12 protein-coding genes are annotated in these 16,311 nt (G+C 61.1%); 4 read left to right on the top strand and 8 right to left on the bottom strand.

Annotated elements, in window-relative coordinates; translation table 11 throughout:
• Nucleotides 1-7: 7 nt before the first annotated feature.
• The 8 genes from H8S56_RS17995 to H8S56_RS17960 form a co-directional block, all read right to left on the bottom strand.
• Nucleotides 8-877 (bottom strand): aldose 1-epimerase, encoded by an 870-nt coding sequence (locus H8S56_RS17995; protein WP_187519374.1) that lies wholly within the window; start codon nucleotides 875-877, stop codon nucleotides 8-10.
• Nucleotides 852-1,826, bottom strand: coding sequence for an EamA family transporter (locus tag H8S56_RS17990; protein ID WP_187519373.1), 975 nt, complete (start codon nucleotides 1,824-1,826; stop codon nucleotides 852-854). The genes H8S56_RS17995 and H8S56_RS17990 overlap by 26 nt, the downstream gene beginning before the upstream one ends.
• Before the next feature lie 90 nt (nucleotides 1,827-1,916).
• On the bottom strand, nucleotides 1,917-3,197 hold the full coding sequence (locus H8S56_RS17985; RefSeq protein ID WP_024686775.1) for a TRAP transporter large permease: 1,281 nt from the start codon (nucleotides 3,195-3,197) through the stop codon (nucleotides 1,917-1,919).
• Complete coding sequence (locus H8S56_RS17980; RefSeq protein ID WP_024686774.1) at nucleotides 3,198-3,725, bottom strand: TRAP transporter small permease; 528 nt, start codon at nucleotides 3,723-3,725, stop codon at nucleotides 3,198-3,200.
• A gap of 63 nt (nucleotides 3,726-3,788) precedes the next feature.
• On the bottom strand, nucleotides 3,789-4,811 hold the full coding sequence (locus H8S56_RS17975; protein WP_024695906.1) for a TRAP transporter substrate-binding protein: 1,023 nt from the start codon (nucleotides 4,809-4,811) through the stop codon (nucleotides 3,789-3,791).
• A 56-nt stretch (nucleotides 4,812-4,867) separates the two neighbouring features.
• Nucleotides 4,868-5,752 (bottom strand): glucurono-1,5-lactonase, encoded by an 885-nt coding sequence (locus H8S56_RS17970; protein ID WP_187519372.1) that lies wholly within the window; start codon nucleotides 5,750-5,752, stop codon nucleotides 4,868-4,870.
• A 44-nt stretch (nucleotides 5,753-5,796) separates the two neighbouring features.
• Nucleotides 5,797-6,624: an NAD-dependent epimerase/dehydratase family protein gene (locus H8S56_RS17965; protein WP_024686771.1), complete on the bottom strand. Its 828-nt coding sequence runs from the start codon at nucleotides 6,622-6,624 to the stop codon at nucleotides 5,797-5,799.
• Nucleotides 6,625-6,801: 177 nt separating this feature from the next.
• Complete coding sequence (locus H8S56_RS17960) at nucleotides 6,802-8,070, bottom strand: OprD family porin (protein ID WP_024686770.1); 1,269 nt, start codon at nucleotides 8,068-8,070, stop codon at nucleotides 6,802-6,804.
• Between the two features lie 478 nt (nucleotides 8,071-8,548).
• On the opposite strand from H8S56_RS17960, the gene H8S56_RS17955 reads away from it, so the two are divergent.
• The 4 genes from H8S56_RS17955 to H8S56_RS17940 all read left to right on the top strand — a co-directional run bounded on the left by H8S56_RS17955 (nucleotide 8,549) and on the right by H8S56_RS17940 (nucleotide 16,308).
• The gene (locus H8S56_RS17955) at nucleotides 8,549-9,313 is read left to right on the top strand and encodes an SDR family NAD(P)-dependent oxidoreductase (RefSeq protein ID WP_187519371.1); all 765 of its coding nucleotides are present in this window, start codon (nucleotides 8,549-8,551) and stop codon (nucleotides 9,311-9,313) included.
• Between the two features lie 447 nt (nucleotides 9,314-9,760).
• The gene (locus tag H8S56_RS17950; protein ID WP_408003830.1) at nucleotides 9,761-10,591 is read left to right on the top strand and encodes an ABC transporter permease; all 831 of its coding nucleotides are present in this window, start codon (nucleotides 9,761-9,763) and stop codon (nucleotides 10,589-10,591) included.
• A complete protein-coding gene (locus H8S56_RS17945) occupies nucleotides 10,581-11,948 on the top strand; it encodes an ABC transporter ATP-binding protein (protein ID WP_187519370.1) in 1,368 nt (455 codons plus the stop codon). The genes H8S56_RS17950 and H8S56_RS17945 overlap by 11 nt, the downstream gene beginning before the upstream one ends.
• On the top strand, nucleotides 11,935-16,308 hold the full coding sequence (locus H8S56_RS17940) for a glycosyltransferase (protein WP_187519369.1): 4,374 nt from the start codon (nucleotides 11,935-11,937) through the stop codon (nucleotides 16,306-16,308). The genes H8S56_RS17945 and H8S56_RS17940 overlap by 14 nt, the downstream gene beginning before the upstream one ends.
• Nucleotides 16,309-16,311: the final 3 nt, after the last annotated feature.

Below are 16,311 nucleotides of genomic sequence, written 5' to 3'. Positions count from 1 at the left end.
CGACAGGCTAAAGCGCCCGATAGAGCAGGCTGAACCCCAACGTCATGGACTCCCCATGCTGCAACAGCTTCAATCCCGGATGCCCCGGCAGGTGATGGGCGTTGACCGGGTGGCTGACCGGTTCGAAGCAGAAGAAGTCCAGATCCTGCGGGCAGAACACCAGAAAGTACTCGCTGCCGCTGGCCTCACAGTGCAACTCGTAGCCCAGATCCGGCTGGCGGATGAGGCTGCGGCCATCCCATCCGGTGAAGCCGTTGTCCAGTTTCGAACGGGGCAGGGCGTTGCCGTGCCGGAAATTCCAGTCGGCAGGCAGGTCCCGCAGCTCCGTGGGCAAGCCTGCTTCGTCGCACAGCCAGACTTGCGAGGCATTGGTCTGCAGGCGTGTGTGGGGCGTGCGCGGCAGGTACGGATGCAGACCCAGCCCGTGCCAGGCGGCGCGGCTGTCCAGGTGGGTGGTGCTTAATTCGATACTCAGTTGGCCGTCGCGCAGCGTGTAGCGCAGCCGGGCTTGATAGGCGAAGGGGGTCTGGCTGTCGAGTTGCAGGCAGACGTGCGTGTCGCTCTGCTCGCTCACGTCCCAGGCTTGCTGCCAGGCGCTGCCATGAATGGGCAGCGCGTCATTGTTGCTGTTGGGCGACAGGGCGAGCCAGCCGTCGGGCGTGTCGAAGCCGCCGTTGCCGATCCGGTTCGACCAGGGTGCCAGCGGGTAGCAGGCCAGTTTGCGTGGCGTGCCTGCGGCCAGGGCGTCATCGTCGCTGGCGCGCAGCAACGGCTGGCCGCTTTCCAGTGTTGTCCAGTTGACGATGCTGCCACCGGTTTGCGGGGCCAGAGTCAGTCGGGTCAGGCCGTCTTCAAGGGTCAGAACGTTCGCGGGCATGGGGCGGGACCTCTTGCGCAATGGGGTTTTTCGAGGAGGGCGTGGCACGGCGCCAGGTCAACAGCACGATGCCACTGACGACAATCAGGCCGCCGATGACCTGACCGCTGCTGAGCAACTGATCCAGGATCAGCCAGCCAAACAGCAGACTGGCCACCGGTTCGATGTTCATGACCGGTGCGTTGCGGGCGATGTCCAGACGCGCCATGCAGATGAACAGCAGCGAAAAGCCTACGCCGTACAACAACACCAGACTGGCCAGTGCGGTCCAGCCGACGGGGCTTGCCGGCAGGTCCACACCGCCGGGCAACAGGCCGCTGGCACCGGCCACGGCGGCCGCGATGAAGACCACGACCATGGTCAGCATGCTGCGAACGGTGCCACGCATGCTAGCTAGCTTGTTATCTGTGATCCACAGCGCAAAGGCGAACACCACTGCTGCGGTGAACGCGTAGGCGATGCCTTCCAGCCACTGCGGCTCGCTGCTGCCGGGGTTGGACAGGCGATGCGGCACGTCGAGTGCCAGCACCAGACCACACAGGATCAGGCCCATCAGTGCCGCAGCCCGGCGCGTCGGTGCCGCACCGCCCAGCGCCCAGGTCAGCAGCGCCAGCAGGATGGGCGAGACGTTGACCACCAGCAACGCCAGTGCGACCGGAATACGTGCCACGGCCGAGTAGATGCAGAAGCTCTGGGTCGCGATCAGCAGGCCCAGCAGCAATTGCCAGCGCCAGGTGCTGGCGGGCAGGTTGAGGCGTTCGCGTTGCAGCAGCACCAGACTGACCAGCACCAGCAAGGTCACACCGGAGCGGCACAGAATCGCCAGCAGCAGGCCGGTGTCATGGTCGAAGGCAATGCGTGCGGCAATGTGATTGCCAGCGAAAGAGCAGGCCAGCAACGCCAGTATCAGGACGGCGATGTGGCGGGGAAACAGGGCAGGGGCGGACATGCGGGACCAGCCTCCTTGGCTGGAAAGACAGCGGTTGTGCCTGAGCCCTCGCGAACTCACGTTCGCGAGGGCCGACAGTCAACAGAAGGGTTAGAGCACAGCGCCCGGCAGCCACAGCGAGATGGCAGGGATGTAGGTCACCAGCATCAGCACCATGAACAGCGCCACGTAGAACGGCAGCAGCGCTTTCACGGTGGCTTCGATGGTGACTTTACCCACCGCCGCGCCGACGAACAGCACCGCACCCACCGGCGGCGTGATCAGGCCAATGCCCAGGTTGACCAGCATGATCATGCCGAAATGCACCGGGTCGACGCCGACACTGGCGACCACTGGCAGCAGGATCGGGGTGAGGATCAGGATCAGCGGTGCCATGTCCATGATGGTGCCCAGCAGCAGCAACATCACGTTGATGCACATCAGGATCACGTAGCGGTTGTCCGACAGGGTCAGGAACGCCGTGGTGATCTTCATCGGGATTTCCATCAGCGTCAGGATGTACCCGAAGCTGGCGGCGAAACCGATCAGGATCATCACGATGGAAATGGTCCGTGCCGCCCGGTGCATCAGCTTGGGCAGGTCGCGCCATTTGTAGTCGCGGTAGATGAACATGGTCACGAAGAACGACCAGACCACGGCAATGGACGCTGACTCGGTCGCGGTGAACACGCCCGACAGAATACCGCCCAGAATGATGACCAGCGCCATCATGCCCCACAGGGCTTCGCCGGCGATTTTCAGCGCCTGACGCAGCGGAATGACTTCACCTTTGGGGTAGTTGCGCTTGCGGGCGAAGATCATGCACAGGCCCATCATCACCGCGCTGAGCAACAGACCCGGCATGATCCCGGCCATGAACAGCGAGGCGATCGACACCGTGCCGCCAGCCGCCAGCGAATAGAGCACCGAGTTGTGGCTGGGCGGGGTCAGCAGGGCCTGCACCGAGCCACTCACGGTCACGGCGGTCGAGAAGTCCCGAGGGTAGCCGTTGCGTTCCATTTCCGGGATCAGCACCGAACCCACCGACGCGGTGTCGGCCACGGAGGAACCCGAGATCGCGCCGAAGAAGGTCGACGCCACGATGTTCACCAACGACAGGCCGCCGCGCACGAAGCCCACCAGCACGCCCGCAAAGGCCACCAGCCTTCGTGACATGCCGCCTTCGGCCATGATGGCGCCCGCCAGCACGAAGAATGGAATCGCCAGCAGCGAGAATTTGTTCACTCCGCCTGCGATCTGAATCATCAGGGCATCGGCCGGAATCTCGATCCACCAGGCGCCGATCAGCGCCGACAGCCCCAGTGCATAGGCCACCGGCATGCCGATGAGGATCAATGCGATAAAGCTGCCCAACAGTATCAATGCGTCCATTTATGCGGCTCCTTCGCTTTCTTCTATAACGTCGAACCGCATGACGGAGCGGTGGCTCTGGTCACCCAGGAACATCCTTTCCAGGACGAAAATCAGGGTCACGATGCCGCCGATGGGAATAGGCAGGTACGAGATGCCGACCCGCAGGCCCGGCAACTCACCGAGAAACTGATTCCAGGTGGTGGCGCACAGCTTGAAGCCCTTGAAGATCATGAACAGCGCAACGATGGCCATCAGGATCTGCACGACCACCACGGCCACTTTGCGAACCTGCATCGGCATGCGATCCACCGCCATGGCCACCGCCATGTGTGCGCCGGCGCGGTAGCTGGCTGCTGCGCCGAAGAAGGTGAACACCACCATCAGCAGAATGGCGACCGGTTCCGGCCAGCTGGAGCCGCTGCCCAGCACGTAACGGGCAAAGATGCCCCAGGGAATGATCAGGGTCATGGTCAGGACCGACAGCCCCGCAATCCCGATACAGACTCGATACAACGTATCGTTGATGCGCAATAACGTATTTTTCATGAAGGCTCACCACAGCGGCGGCGAACGAGCTGGCGCTCGCCCCCGCGGCGTTATCGGACTGTCTTATTGGGCAGCTTGGGCTTTTGCCATCAGCGCAGGATCGGTCTTGACCGCTTCGATGCGGCTGATCAGGTCCTTGTAAGGCGCGCCGTATTTGTCACGAACCGCTTGAGTCGCGTCGTAGAAGGCTTTCTTCTGCTCAGACGTCAGGGTGATGAACTCCACGCCTGCGGCCTTGAGTTTGGCCTCGTCAGCGGCCGATGCCTTGTCCCACAGCGCGCGCTCTTCCATCTGCGCGTCACGCGCCAGTTTTTTCACCAGGGTCTGCTGATCCGGGGTCAGCTTGGTCCAGGTGGTCTTCGACATCACCACCGGTTCCGGCAGGATCAAATGCTCGGTCATGGTGTAGAACTTGGCGTTCTGATAGTGGTTGTGCTGAAAGTAGGTCGGTGGATTGTTTTCCGCGCCGTCGATCACGCCGGTCTGCAAGGCGCTGAAAATCTCACCGGTGGCCATGGCGATGCCGTTGCCGCCCATGTCGTTGATGGTGTCGATGAACACCGGGTTGCCCTGGACGCGAATCTTCATGCCCTTGAGGTCGGCGATGTTGCGTACCGGCTTCTTGGTGTACAGGTTGCGTGTACCACCGTCCATCCAGGCCAGAGCGACCATGTTGAAGTTGGAGTTGGTGATCTTGTCGAGCATCTCCTGACCGATTTCGCCATCGATGATGGTGCGCATGTGCGCCTGGTCACGGAACACGAACGGCAGATTGAACGCATTGACGTCCGGTACCACCGGGCCAACGATGCCGAGGCTGACGCGGGTCATCTGGATGGCACCGGACTGCACCTGCTCGACGACCTCCTTCTCCGAGCCCAGCACGCCACCGGCGAACATCTTGAAGGTGATCTCGTCCTTGGTTTGCTCTTGCAGCTTTTTGCCCATGTTCTGCTCTGCCACCACCGGCGGGTAGCCGGCAGGGTGAACTTCGGCGAACTTGATCTTTATTTCTGCCTGCGCCGTGCCTGTCATGCAAAACGCCAGAGGAAGTGCAGCGATGAGGAGTGTGCGTTTGAAGTCCATGGATATCTCCGATTTTCTTGTTTTTGGTCGGTGCTATTGGGTTCAGTGCTGTTGTGTCAGTCCCGGAAAACCGGCTCCTCCAGGCCTTTGACGCCGGGCCGCAGGGCGAACACACCACCGGCGAGTGGTTGATCGCTCAGGTCGCCACCGGGGCGGATTGATGTGACGAACAGGGTGTCCAGGTTCGGGCCGCCAAAGGCACACATGGCGGGTTTTTTCACGGGCACGACCAGCGAGCGGTCGAGCTTGCCTTGTGGGGTGAAACGATGGATCAGGCCGGCATCGTTGCCGCAGATCCAGTAGCAGCCCTCGGCATCGATGGCGGCACCATCCGGGCGGCCCAGGTGGTGGTTCATGTCCACGAACAGGCGGCGGTTGTGTGGGGTGCCGCTGTCAGTGTCGTAATCGAAAGCCCAGATCTTCTGCACGCTGGGGTGTGAATCGGACAGGTACATCGTCCTGCCATCCGGGCTGAACGCCAGGCCGTTGGGCACAATGAGCGCTTTGAGCACCGGCTCAAGCGTGGGCTGCCCGGCGCTGTAGCGATACAGGGCACCCACCGCTGCACCGGCGTTCATGTCCATCAGCATCGTGCCCGCCCAGAAGCGCCCCTGACGGTCGCAACGACCATCATTGAAGCGCATGCCGGTCTGTGCGTGTTGAACGTCGACCCGTGGCGTGCTGATCAGGCTGCCATCTTCATGGGGCTGCAGGTGGAACAGGCCGCTTTCCATTCCGGCGAGCCAGCCACCCTGACCATCAGCCGCGATACAGGCCAGCATCTGCGGGGCTTGCCAGTGGCGCGTACTGCCATCGCTCAGGTTCCAGCGATGCAGGCGGCCTGCCGGAATATCGACCCAGTAGAGCGCCTGATCACGCGCGCTCCAGACGGGACTTTCGCCGGTAGCGTTTTGCGCATCTAGAATCAGTTCGGCGTCCATACGGCTTGCGTCTCCAGGCTGTTCAGGTGGTGGATGAGCGATGTTTACTCGTCGCCGAACGGCCCGGAAGCGACAAAGGCGCCGCCCTGATAGACCATCGCCGGGTCGTTGGCTGCCGGCATCGGCTGAGCGTCGACCTTGTCGCGAAAGACCTCCGAGCTGTCCTTGGGCGTATAGCCCAGATGACTGGCCAGGCGGTTGTCCCACCAAACGGTTTTGTTATCCGACACGCCGTACACCACGGTGTGGCCGACATTGGGCGTGTACAGGGCGCGTTCGAGCAGTTGAGTCAGGTCGTCGAAGCTGAGCCATGTGCTCATCATTCGACGGTTTTGCGGTTCGGGGAACGAGGAGCCGATGCGGATGCTGACGGTTTCGATGCCGTAGCGATCAAAGTAGAAGCTGGCCATGTCCTCGCCGTAGGATTTGGACAGGCCGTAGTAGCTGTCCGGACGGCGCGGGCAATGTGCGTCGATGGTTTCGTCCTGCGTGTAGAACCCGATCACATGGTTGGAGCTGGCGAAGATCACGCGCTTCACGCCATGCCGACGGGCGGCTTCGTAGATGTGGAACACACCGCAGATATTGGCGCCGAGGATTTCCTCGAATGGCCGTTCGACGGATACACCACCGAAATGCAGGATGGCATCCACGCCTTCGACCAGGCGGTGTACCGCGTTCTTGTCGGAGAGGTCGCAGAGCTGGACTTCTTCATGGCTGCCGGTGGCGGGCGCCATGTCGGCTATGTCGGACAGCCGGATGATATGTGCGTAAGGGCGCAGCGTTTCGCGCAACACCTTGCCCAGGCCGCCTGCCGCACCTGTCAGCAGGAGGCGATTGAAGGGATTTTGCGTGGTGTGAGCCGATGCCATGAGGACGTTTCCTGATTGTTATTTTTTGTCATCTGTTGTCGTATGACTTACCGGATTATCAGCACCCCATGCGCGGCTTGTCAACGCGGCCAAGGTATAAAATGGCCGCTCTGCAAGCTGCGCTTAGACGACTGCACAGGGCCGGTCCCCTTCAGTGGAGCGGACCGGCCCGATTCGTCAGAGCAACGAAAGCGGATAGCTGATGAAAATACGGTTTTCATCGAATTCGTTGGTGCTGAAATCACGGCGAATACTTGCGTTGCGCCATTTGATGTTCAGGTTTTTGAACGTCCCGCTTTGCAGGGTGTAAGCCAGTTCGGACTCGCGCCCCCACTCTTTGCCGTCTGTGATGTTGCCGGTGTGTACGTTGTCGCCGCTGATGTAGCGGTTCATCAGGGTCAGGCCAGGCACGCCCAGTACGGCGAAATTGTAGTCGTGACGCAGCTGCCAGGACTTTTCCCTGGCGTTGTCGTAGCTGGCGTTGTAACTGTCGTTGGCCAGTGTGCCGCCGCTGGTGCCGTTGACCCGCATCCAGGCGCTATCGCCGCTGAGTTTCTGCAGGCCGACGTAGAACGTGCTGCCGCCGTAGCGGGCTGAAAGCAGTGCGTAGGCGGTCTTGTTGTCCAGATCGCCCGCCAGTTTGCTGCCGTCTTCCTTGCCGATGAAGTAGCCCAGGTTGGCGCCCAGGGTCCAGTCACCGAGCGGCTGGCTGTGCAGGACATTGAAGAACTGCTGCTGGTAGATGTCTTGCAGTTCCGAGTACCAGACGCCGACCTGTGTGCGCTTGTCATTGAAGACGTATTCGCCGCCGCCAAAGTTGAAGCGGTCGGATGTGAAGGCGCCACGGCCGTTCATCGACATGTCTTCCATGCTGGCGTCGTTGCGCGGGCTGTTGCCGCGGAACTGGCCGCCGTAGAGCGTCAGGCCGTCAAATTCCTTGGACGTGATCTGCCCGCCGCGGAAGGTCTGCGGCAGCGAACGGCCGTCATCGGAGCGCAGGATCGGCAGCACCGGCATCCACTCGCCGACCTTGACTTCGGTCTTGGAGAAACGTGCCTTGCCCGCTACGCCCAGACGCCCGAAATCATCCGCCGGACGGCCGTCGCTGTGGATCGGCAGCAGTTGAGTGCCACCCGTACCGCGTCCGCCGTCGAGCTTGATCGAGTACAGCCCCAGCACGTCGACACCAAACCCGACTGTGCCCTGGGTGAAGCCCGACTTGGCGTCGAGAATGAAGCTTTGCGTCCACTCTTCGGCCTTGCTTTGCGGTGCCGCACTGCTGGGAAACGCAGGGTTGGTGAAGTTGCGGTTGAAGTAGGCGTTACGCAGCGTCAGCGTGGCCTTCGTGTCGTCCACGAAGCCTTCGGCCATGCCGAGCATCGGGCAGAGCAGCGTCATGCTGCCAACGCCCAGCAGAAGGCGTGAGCGGGTGGTGTGAGATGTCATTATTGTTGTGCTCCCTTGTTAACGAAACCGTCCCCTCTTCCTGGCCATGCACAGGCAATGACCGACACCGTCGAGGATTATGTGATGCCTGTTTCCAGGCATGGCCCCGACTGAAAGACAGCCGGGTACCGTTCGCTGGCAATCAGCGAAATCTATAAAACACGAGTGTCCTGGGGTGCAGCGAAAGGATCGGACCCTGCCGCGGCGACGGTGATCCAGGGGGTAGCGCAAGGGAGAGCGAGCGTGCAGACGCGAGTCTTCATGGGTTGGGCTCCGGCTTTTTTTATTGTTTTGGTGTCATAGGTTGTCGTACAACCGCGGCGATTATTTACAGGGTGTGCGGGGTTTGTCAACGAGCGGTTAGTCGAAGGTTTGAGCGCTTCAGGGTGCTTGCAGGGGCCGTATGCGAAGAAGAGTGAACGCGGCCGGGGGCCTCACAGTCCACCCGTCACGTATTCACTTTTTTGGAGCCTGTCGAATGAATCGTTTCACCCAAAAAGTCGTTGTGGTCACAGGTGCCGGTTCCGGTATCGGCGAAGCCACGGCCAAGCGTTTTGCCCGGGAAGGTGCCAGCGTTGTGCTGGTTGGTCGCAACGAAGACAAATTGACCCGCGTGCACGCGCAGTTGCACGGCGAGGGGCATCTGGTCAGGGCCACCGACGTGGCTGACCTGAGCGATGTGGAGGCGTTGTTCAAGGAAGTGGCCAGCCATTTCGGCCGTCTGGACGTGCTGGTCAATAACGCCGGTATCGTGAAATCCGGCAAGGTCACCGAACTCGACGTGCAGGACTGGAAAGCGCTGATGTCGGTGGACCTGGACGGCGTGTTCTATTGCACCCGCAGCGCCATGCCCGCGCTGATTGCCAGCAAGGGCAATATCGTCAACGTGTCGTCTGTCTCAGGCCTTGGCGGCGACTGGGGCATGAGTTTCTACAATGCGGCCAAAGGTGCAATTACCAACTTCACCCGCGCGCTGGCCATGGATCATGGCGCTGACGGCGTGCGCGTCAATGCCGTGTGTCCGTCGTTGACGCGCAGTGAGCTGACGCAAGACATGATGGATAACGAGGCGCTGATGGCCAGGTTCAAGGAGCGCATTGCGCTGGGGCGTCCTGCCGAGCCTGAAGACATCGGCGACGTCATCGCCTTCCTGGCCAGCGACGATGCGCGCTTCGTGACCGGCGTCAATCTGCCCGTGGACGGCGGTCTGTCGGCGTCCAACGGGCAGCCGCCGCAGGCGTGATGTCCACGGTCGAAACGTAGCTCGCTGAAGAAACCGCTTTTTGTAGAAAACACGGATTTGTGGGAGGCGGCGTGCCGGCGATGACGTCGGCACGGTCTATCAGAAACATCGTGCGATCGTTCATCGTCGGATTGCCGCGCAGACCAAGTCCCCTCTCTCGATCCTGTGGCGACTGCAAAAAATCGCTGTGTCAGTGACCGAGGCACGGCGTTTCGTAAACCCGCTGAAACACCCGCAACCACCCATCGCCAAACGCCTCTGTCCTGCGGATTGACTGCCACACTGTTGTGCACAAAGCCTCTGGCAACCTGCCATGTGCGAGTGCTTTCGCGACGCCTTGAGCCCTTCGTTGTGTTTTCGCCTGTGAGCCCGTCTCAGGTGCGGTAGCCATGTCCCTGGCAACTGACCCCCCGCTTTCCAACGCTTGCCTCATACGCTGGAGCCATCATGTTGAGCGCTCATCTAGCGCCGGCTGCCGGTCCTCTGGATCTGCTGCGCAGCCTCTGGCGTCACAGACAATTGATCAGCACCCTGACCCGGCGCGAGGTCATCGGCCGTTATCGCGGTTCGGTGATCGGCATTGCCTGGTCGTTCTTCAATCCGCTGCTGATGCTGGCGGTGTACACCTTTGTGTTTTCCGAAGTGTTCCAGGCCCGCTGGGCCGGACAGGACACGAGCAAGGGCGGCTTTGCCATTCTGCTGTTCGTGGGGATGATTGTGCATGGGCTGTTTGCCGAGTGTGCGAACCGCTCGCCGTCGTTGATCATGAGCAACGGCAACTACGTGAAGAAAGTGCTGTTTCCGTTGGAAGTGCTGTCGGTCGTGACATTGGGGTCGGCGCTTTTTCATACCGGCACCAGCCTGATTGTGCTGCTGCTGGCGCAGTTCGTGCTGACCCACACGCTGTACTGGACAGCGTTGCTGCTTCCCCTGGTGCTGCTGCCGCTGGCCATCGCGACCCTGGGGTTCAGCTGGCTGCTGGCTGCGTTGGGCGTTTACCTGCGCGATGTGGGCCAGGTCATTGGCGTACTGACCACTGTCCTGCTGTTTCTTTCGCCGGTTCTGTATCCGGTGGCCGCCTTGCCGCCTGCTTACCAGCCCTGGCTGAGGCTCAACCCGCTGACGTACATCATCGAAGAAAGCCGCAACGTGCTCTTGTTCGGGCGTTGGCCTGACTGGCAAAGCCTGGCCCTGGCGATGCTGATCGCCTGTGTCATCGCCATGGCGGGCTTTGCCTTCTTCCAGAAAGCCCGCAAGGGGTTTGCCGATGTCCTCTGACGAAATCGCCATCAGCGTGCGTGATATTTCCAAATGCTATTACACCTATGCCCGGCCCGTGGACCGGCTGCTGCATTCACTCGTGCCCAGGCTGCAGCGCCGCCTGGGGATGCCGAGCCAGGCATACGGGCAGGCGTTCTGGGCGCTGCGCAACATCGACTTCGAGATCCGGCGTGGCGAAACCGTCGGTATTGTGGGGCGCAACGGTTCAGGCAAATCGACCCTGCTGCAAATCATCTGCGGCACCGTGCGGCCTTCCGGCGGCTCGGTGCAGACCCAGGGCCGTGTCGCGGCGTTGCTGGAGTTGGGGTCGGGTTTCAATCCCGAGTTCACGGGCCGGGAGAACGTCTACCTCAACGCCTCGGTGCTGGGCCTGGACCGCGAAGAAGTCGATCAACGCTTCAGCGCCATTGCAGGGTTTGCCGACATCGGCGACTTCATCGATCAGCCGGTCAAGAACTACTCCAGCGGCATGGTCGTGCGCTTGGCATTCGCCGTGCAGGCGCAGGTCGACCCGCAGATTCTGATCGTCGATGAAGCCCTGTCGGTCGGCGATGCGAAGTTTCAGGCCAAGTGCTTCGAGCGATTGCGGCAGCTCAAGCAGAACGGCGCGAGCATCCTGCTGGTCACCCATGCCAGCGAACAGGTGGTCACCCATTGCAACCGGGCCATTCTGCTGGAAGGCGGACGTGTGGAGATGAGCGGCGACCCGCGCGCCGTCGTCAATCGCTACATGGACATTCTGTTTGGTCGAAACCGTGACACTGCGCAGGCGTCCATAGCCTCGACAGACCCGGCTGTCGCGTCATCAGCCGACCCGCGCACGCAAGAACCGGTGCTGAGTTTTGCCCACGATGCCTTCGGTTCGCGGCCCGGCTTCAATCGCCACGAATACCGCTGGGGCGACGGTGCGGCGAGCCTGATGGACTTTCACCTCACCGCTCAAGGGCATCCCTTTCCACCCAGCATCGAACCAGGGGCCGAGGTCGTGCTGCATGTCGCGATCCGCTTCAATCGGCTGGTCAGTCATCCGGTGTTGGGGTTCACGGTCAAGACCAAGGAAGGCGTCACGGTCTACGGCACCAACTCCTGGCTGCAGGACTGCGCGGCTGGCCGGCAGTTTTTTGCGCCGGGTTCGCAGCTCAAGGCGTGCCTGAGCTTCAGGAATCGTCTGGCCGCAGGCGATTACTTCATTTCTCTGGGCGTCGCCTCTCGCGAGGGCGAAGAGGTCGTGCCGCACGATCGTCGTTACGACGCCATTCACTTCGTCGTTGCCGCGACCCCCACGCTGTTCGGGCTGGTCGATCTGGCCGTCACCATGGATTTTGATCAGGAACAGCACCATGAGCCATCTTGAACAGAGCGGGTATCGTCTGGACCGGCGCACAGGCGTGTGGACGCGGCCGGGGTACGAAGGGCTGGCCTACAGCGATGGCGATGAAAGCGAAGAGCGCCTGGCCAACATCGTGCGCCAGGCCCAGGACCTGAGTGTGCTGTCAGCCGAACTGGGCCAGCACTGCACAGACTGGGTTTCGCTTTACCATCTGGGACGCGCGCGGGGCAATCTGCTGCGCCCTTTTGAGCATTGCCTGACGGGGCATGTGCTGGAAATCGGCGCCGGTTGTGGTGCGATCAGTCGCTACCTGGGCGAGTGCGGTGCCACGGTCCTGAGCCTTGAAGGCAGTGTGCGCCGCGCACGCATTGCAGCCAGCCGGACCCGGGATCTGGACAACGTTACGGTCGTGGCCGAGCGCTTCGAGCTGTTCAAGTCGCCCCGGCGGTTTGAGGTCATCACCCTGATCGGCGTGCTGGAGTACGCCAGCCTGTTCAATCAGGGCGATGATCCCGCCCTGAACATGTTGGTCAGGGTGCGCGAGCTGCTGGCACCGGACGGTGTCTTGCTGCTGGCCATCGAGAACCAGCTGGGCCTGAAATATTTCGCCGGCGCACCCGAAGACCATCTGGGCACGCCAATGGCTGGTGTGGAAGGACGTTATCGGGCAGACGGCCCACAGACCTTCGGACGTAAACGGCTGACGGACCTGCTCGAACAGGCCGGTTTCAGTCGCTCGGAATTTCTGTTTCCTGCCCCCGATTACAAACTGCCCAACTCCATTGTCACCCCGCGTGGTTTCGAGCACCCAGGCTTCGACGCCGCCGCGTTGCTGTGGCAGAACGTGCGCAAGGATCCGCAGTTGCCAAGGGCCACGCTGTTTAACCTGCAGCGCGCCTGGCCGGTGGTGCTCGACAACGGGCTAGGCATGGAGCTGGCCAATTCCTTTTTGATTGCCGCGTCCTGTTCATTGACGCCGGTGGTGATGCCCAACCTGCTGGCCGCTCATTACAACGTCAGCCGAAAGCCCGGCTACTGCAAGCAGACCCTGTTCATCGAAACCGCGGACGAGATCGAGGTGCGGCATGAGCCACTGCGCGCCGAGGCCTATCCACACAAGGACTTTCGCCACGTGCTGTCGCGTGTCGACCCTTATCGACAGGGCCAGGTGCTCAGCCAGCAGTTTCTCGACATCGCCAGCACGCCCAACTGGACAATCCGGCAGTTCAGTCAGTTTGTGGCCCGTTATCGGCTTGCCCTGACAGACTTGCTGGTCGAGCACGGGCATGAGCTGGCGCTGGAGCGTCTCGACGAGCGCCTGCCGGGGATATTTATCGATGCTGTGCCGCAAAATGTCTTGCTCGATGCTCAAGGCCGTCCAGCGCTGATCGATGTCGAATGGGAGGCTGCCAGCGGCGTTGAACTGGGGCACCTGCTGGTCCGCTCACTGTTGCTCTTGATCGCCAGCGCCATACCGTTCTGCACCAGCGTGATGCCGTTGACACGCAGGCAATTCGTTACTGAAACGCTGCTGCACGCAGGGTTTGAAATCACGCCTGCGCAACTGGACGGTTTCATTGAAAAAGAAGCGTATTTTCAGGCCTTCGTGACCGGTACCGAGGCCAGTCATTTTTTGAACTGGGAAGCCGACCGGATCATCAATCAACGGGTGTCGCCGACCGCACCCAGACGCCAGGCCCGGCTGTATTACAGCGATGAGGCCGGAAGCTTCAAGGAAGAAGCCGCCCTGAGCCTTGAGGTGCTGCCCGGTCATCAACACCTGCAGTTCTCGCTGAGCACGGTCCAGACGTCGCCACGTCTGCTCAGACTCGACCCGGTTGACCGGCGTATGACGTTCTCGCTGGACAACCTGCGCATCGTCAAAAACGACACCGTGATCTGGCAGTGGGACGGCCATACCGCCGCACTGCCTTGGGTGTCAGGGCTGCAGGAGGTCGAGAAAACCGGGTCTTCCATCCTGTTCGTCAGCCTCAACGACGACCCTTATCTGCAACTGCCCATCGACCTTTCGCAACGCCATGACATTCGCGATCTGGTCCTGACGCTGGATCTGGTGCTGTACACCGATGAAATCATCGCACGCCGCATCAGCCAGGGCCTGAACTGGAGCGAGCAACACGAGGCGTCGTTGCGCACGGCCGTTCAACCCTTGTCCGAGCAGATCCAGACGCTGATGCTTCGGGTCAATCAACTGGACAACGCCACCCAACTGATCGAAAAGCACGTCATTGAGGGCGAGGCAGGCACCCTCCAGACGGTCGAGCGCCTGTTTCAGGAGAGCGGCCACGACGCACGCGAGCGCGACGAACTGATCAAGCAACTGCAAAGTGCCATGCTCCACCTGCAAGTGGAGAAGGACACCCATATTCATCATTTGAACCTGCGTATCCACGAACTCGAAGGCTCGTATAGCCGCAGGCTTGCAGCGCCGTTGCGGCATACGGTGCTGACTACACATCGCCTGGCAAAGGCCTCTCGACGCCTGCCGGCACTGATTCGCCGCGGCGGAGGGTTCAAGGCCAGCACGCAGCGTGTGGCCACTGTATTGCGAGAGCACGGGGTGCGTGGCCTGATAGAGCGCTTGCGCTGGTTCAATGGTGTCGGCCGTGCACGCGTTGAACAGGGTGCAGCGCCTGAAAACGCGGGGCCTGACCGTCACGATTACGCGGCCTGGATCAAGCTTTACGACACGCTCGGTGACAGTGACCGGCAGGCCATGATCCACGACATGGAAGGGTGGGACGATCCACCGCTGATTTCGATCATCATGCCGGTTTTCGATCCGCCGCTGGATCTGCTGCGCGAGGCCATCGACAGCGTTCTCCATCAGCTGTATCCGCACTGGGAGTTGTGTATCGCCGACGACGCCTCGGGCAATCCGGCCGTGCGCGAATATCTCAAAAGCGTCCAGCGCCAGCATGCGCAGGTAAGGGTGCTGTTACGCAGCGAGAACGGTCATATTTCGGCAGCCAGCAACTCGGCGCTCGAGCTGGCGCGTGGGCGTTATATCGCGCTGATGGATCACGATGATCTGCTGCCGGAACACGCCTTGTACTGGGTGGCGCAGACCCTCGCTCGGCACCCGGACGCCGCTGTGATCTATTCGGACGAAGACAAGATCGACCAGCAGGGACGCCGCAGCGATCCTTACTTCAAGTCCGACTGGAATGCCTATCTGTTTCGTTCGCAGAACATGATTTCCCACCTTGGGGTCTATCGGCGTGATCTGGTCGAAGAGGTGGGCCGTTTCCGGGTGGGGTTCGAAGGCTCTCAGGACTATGACCTGGCCTTGCGTTGCACCGAGAAGCTGAGCCCCTCGCACATTATTCATATCCCGCGCGTGCTGTACCACTGGCGTATTCATGCCGGAAGCACCTCTGTGGCCGTGCAGGAAAAGCCGTATGCCGCTCATGCGGCCATCAAGGCACTGAACGACCATCTGCAGCGCAGCGGGCGTCAGGGCGAGGCTCAATTGTTGCCGTTCGGCATGTACCGGGTGCATTACGCGTTGCCTGAGCCCAGACCTCTGGTGAGCCTGATCATCCCGACACGTAATGCCTGGGCGCTGCTCAAACAATGCATCGACAGCATCGAGCGCCTGACCCGCTACCCGCACTACGAAATCATCGTGATCGATAACGGCTCCGACGAAGCCCAATCGCTGGCGTATTTCGCGCAGATCGATCAGCAGCCCGATATTCACGTACTCAGGGACGACGGACCCTTCAATTACTCAGCCTTGAACAATCGCGCAGTCAGTCAGGCGCGTGGTCAACTGATAGGGCTGATCAACAACGATATCGAAGTCATTTCTCCCGACTGGCTGGACGAAATGGTCTCGCTTGCCCTGCAACCCGACGTCGGTGCCGTGGGGGCACGGCTGTGGTTTCCCGATGGCCGTTTGCAGCATGGCGGCGTCATTCTGGGCATTGGTGGTATCGCCAACCATGCGCACAAGTTTCTGCCCCGAGGCGAACACGGTTACTTTGGCCGTGCGATGCTGATTCAGGAGTTCTCTGCCGTGACGGCGGCGTGTCTGGTGATTAAAAAAACGGTATTCGAGCAGGTGGGCGGGCTGGATGAGGTCAACCTGAAAATCGCCTTCAACGATGTGGATTTCTGTTTGCGCGTTCAGGAGGCGGGCTACGTCAATGTCTGGACACCCTACGCACAGCTGTATCACTACGAATCGGCTACCCGTGGTATTGAAGACTCACCGGAAAAACAAAACCGTTTCAACGGGGAGGTGGCTTACATGGCCCTGCGCTGGCCGTCTATCAGAGACGACTATGCCTATAACCCGAACCTGACGCTGGATCACCTGGACTTCGGCCTTGCCTGGCCGCCGCGTGTGGAGGACTAAGCG

The sequence above is a fragment of the Pseudomonas triticifolii genome, from assembly GCF_014358015.1.
In the GTDB taxonomy this organism is placed as follows: domain Bacteria; phylum Pseudomonadota; class Gammaproteobacteria; order Pseudomonadales; family Pseudomonadaceae; genus Aquipseudomonas; species Aquipseudomonas triticifolii.
This window is presented reverse-complemented; position numbering and strand designations above follow the sequence as displayed.

Excerpts from the sequence above, each read along its gene's own strand:
- H8S56_RS17995 (WP_187519374.1), bottom strand. The coding sequence starts at position 877 with ATGCCCGCGAACGTTCTGACCCTTGAAGACGGCCTGACCCGACTGACT.
- H8S56_RS17990 (WP_187519373.1), bottom strand. The coding sequence starts at position 1,826 with ATGTCCGCCCCTGCCCTGTTTCCCCGCCACATCGCCGTCCTGATACTG.
- H8S56_RS17985 (WP_024686775.1), bottom strand. The coding sequence starts at position 3,197 with ATGGACGCATTGATACTGTTGGGCAGCTTTATCGCATTGATCCTCATC.
- H8S56_RS17980 (WP_024686774.1), bottom strand. The coding sequence starts at position 3,725 with ATGAAAAATACGTTATTGCGCATCAACGATACGTTGTATCGAGTCTGT.
- H8S56_RS17975 (WP_024695906.1), bottom strand. The coding sequence starts at position 4,811 with ATGGACTTCAAACGCACACTCCTCATCGCTGCACTTCCTCTGGCGTTT.
- H8S56_RS17970 (WP_187519372.1), bottom strand. The coding sequence starts at position 5,752 with ATGGACGCCGAACTGATTCTAGATGCGCAAAACGCTACCGGCGAAAGT.
- H8S56_RS17965 (WP_024686771.1), bottom strand. The coding sequence starts at position 6,624 with ATGGCATCGGCTCACACCACGCAAAATCCCTTCAATCGCCTCCTGCTG.
- H8S56_RS17960 (WP_024686770.1), bottom strand. The coding sequence starts at position 8,070 with ATGACATCTCACACCACCCGCTCACGCCTTCTGCTGGGCGTTGGCAGC.
- H8S56_RS17955 (WP_187519371.1), top strand. The coding sequence starts at position 8,549 with ATGAATCGTTTCACCCAAAAAGTCGTTGTGGTCACAGGTGCCGGTTCC.
- H8S56_RS17950 (WP_408003830.1), top strand. The coding sequence starts at position 9,761 with ATGTTGAGCGCTCATCTAGCGCCGGCTGCCGGTCCTCTGGATCTGCTG.
- H8S56_RS17945 (WP_187519370.1), top strand. The coding sequence starts at position 10,581 with ATGTCCTCTGACGAAATCGCCATCAGCGTGCGTGATATTTCCAAATGC.
- H8S56_RS17940 (WP_187519369.1), top strand. The coding sequence starts at position 11,935 with ATGAGCCATCTTGAACAGAGCGGGTATCGTCTGGACCGGCGCACAGGC.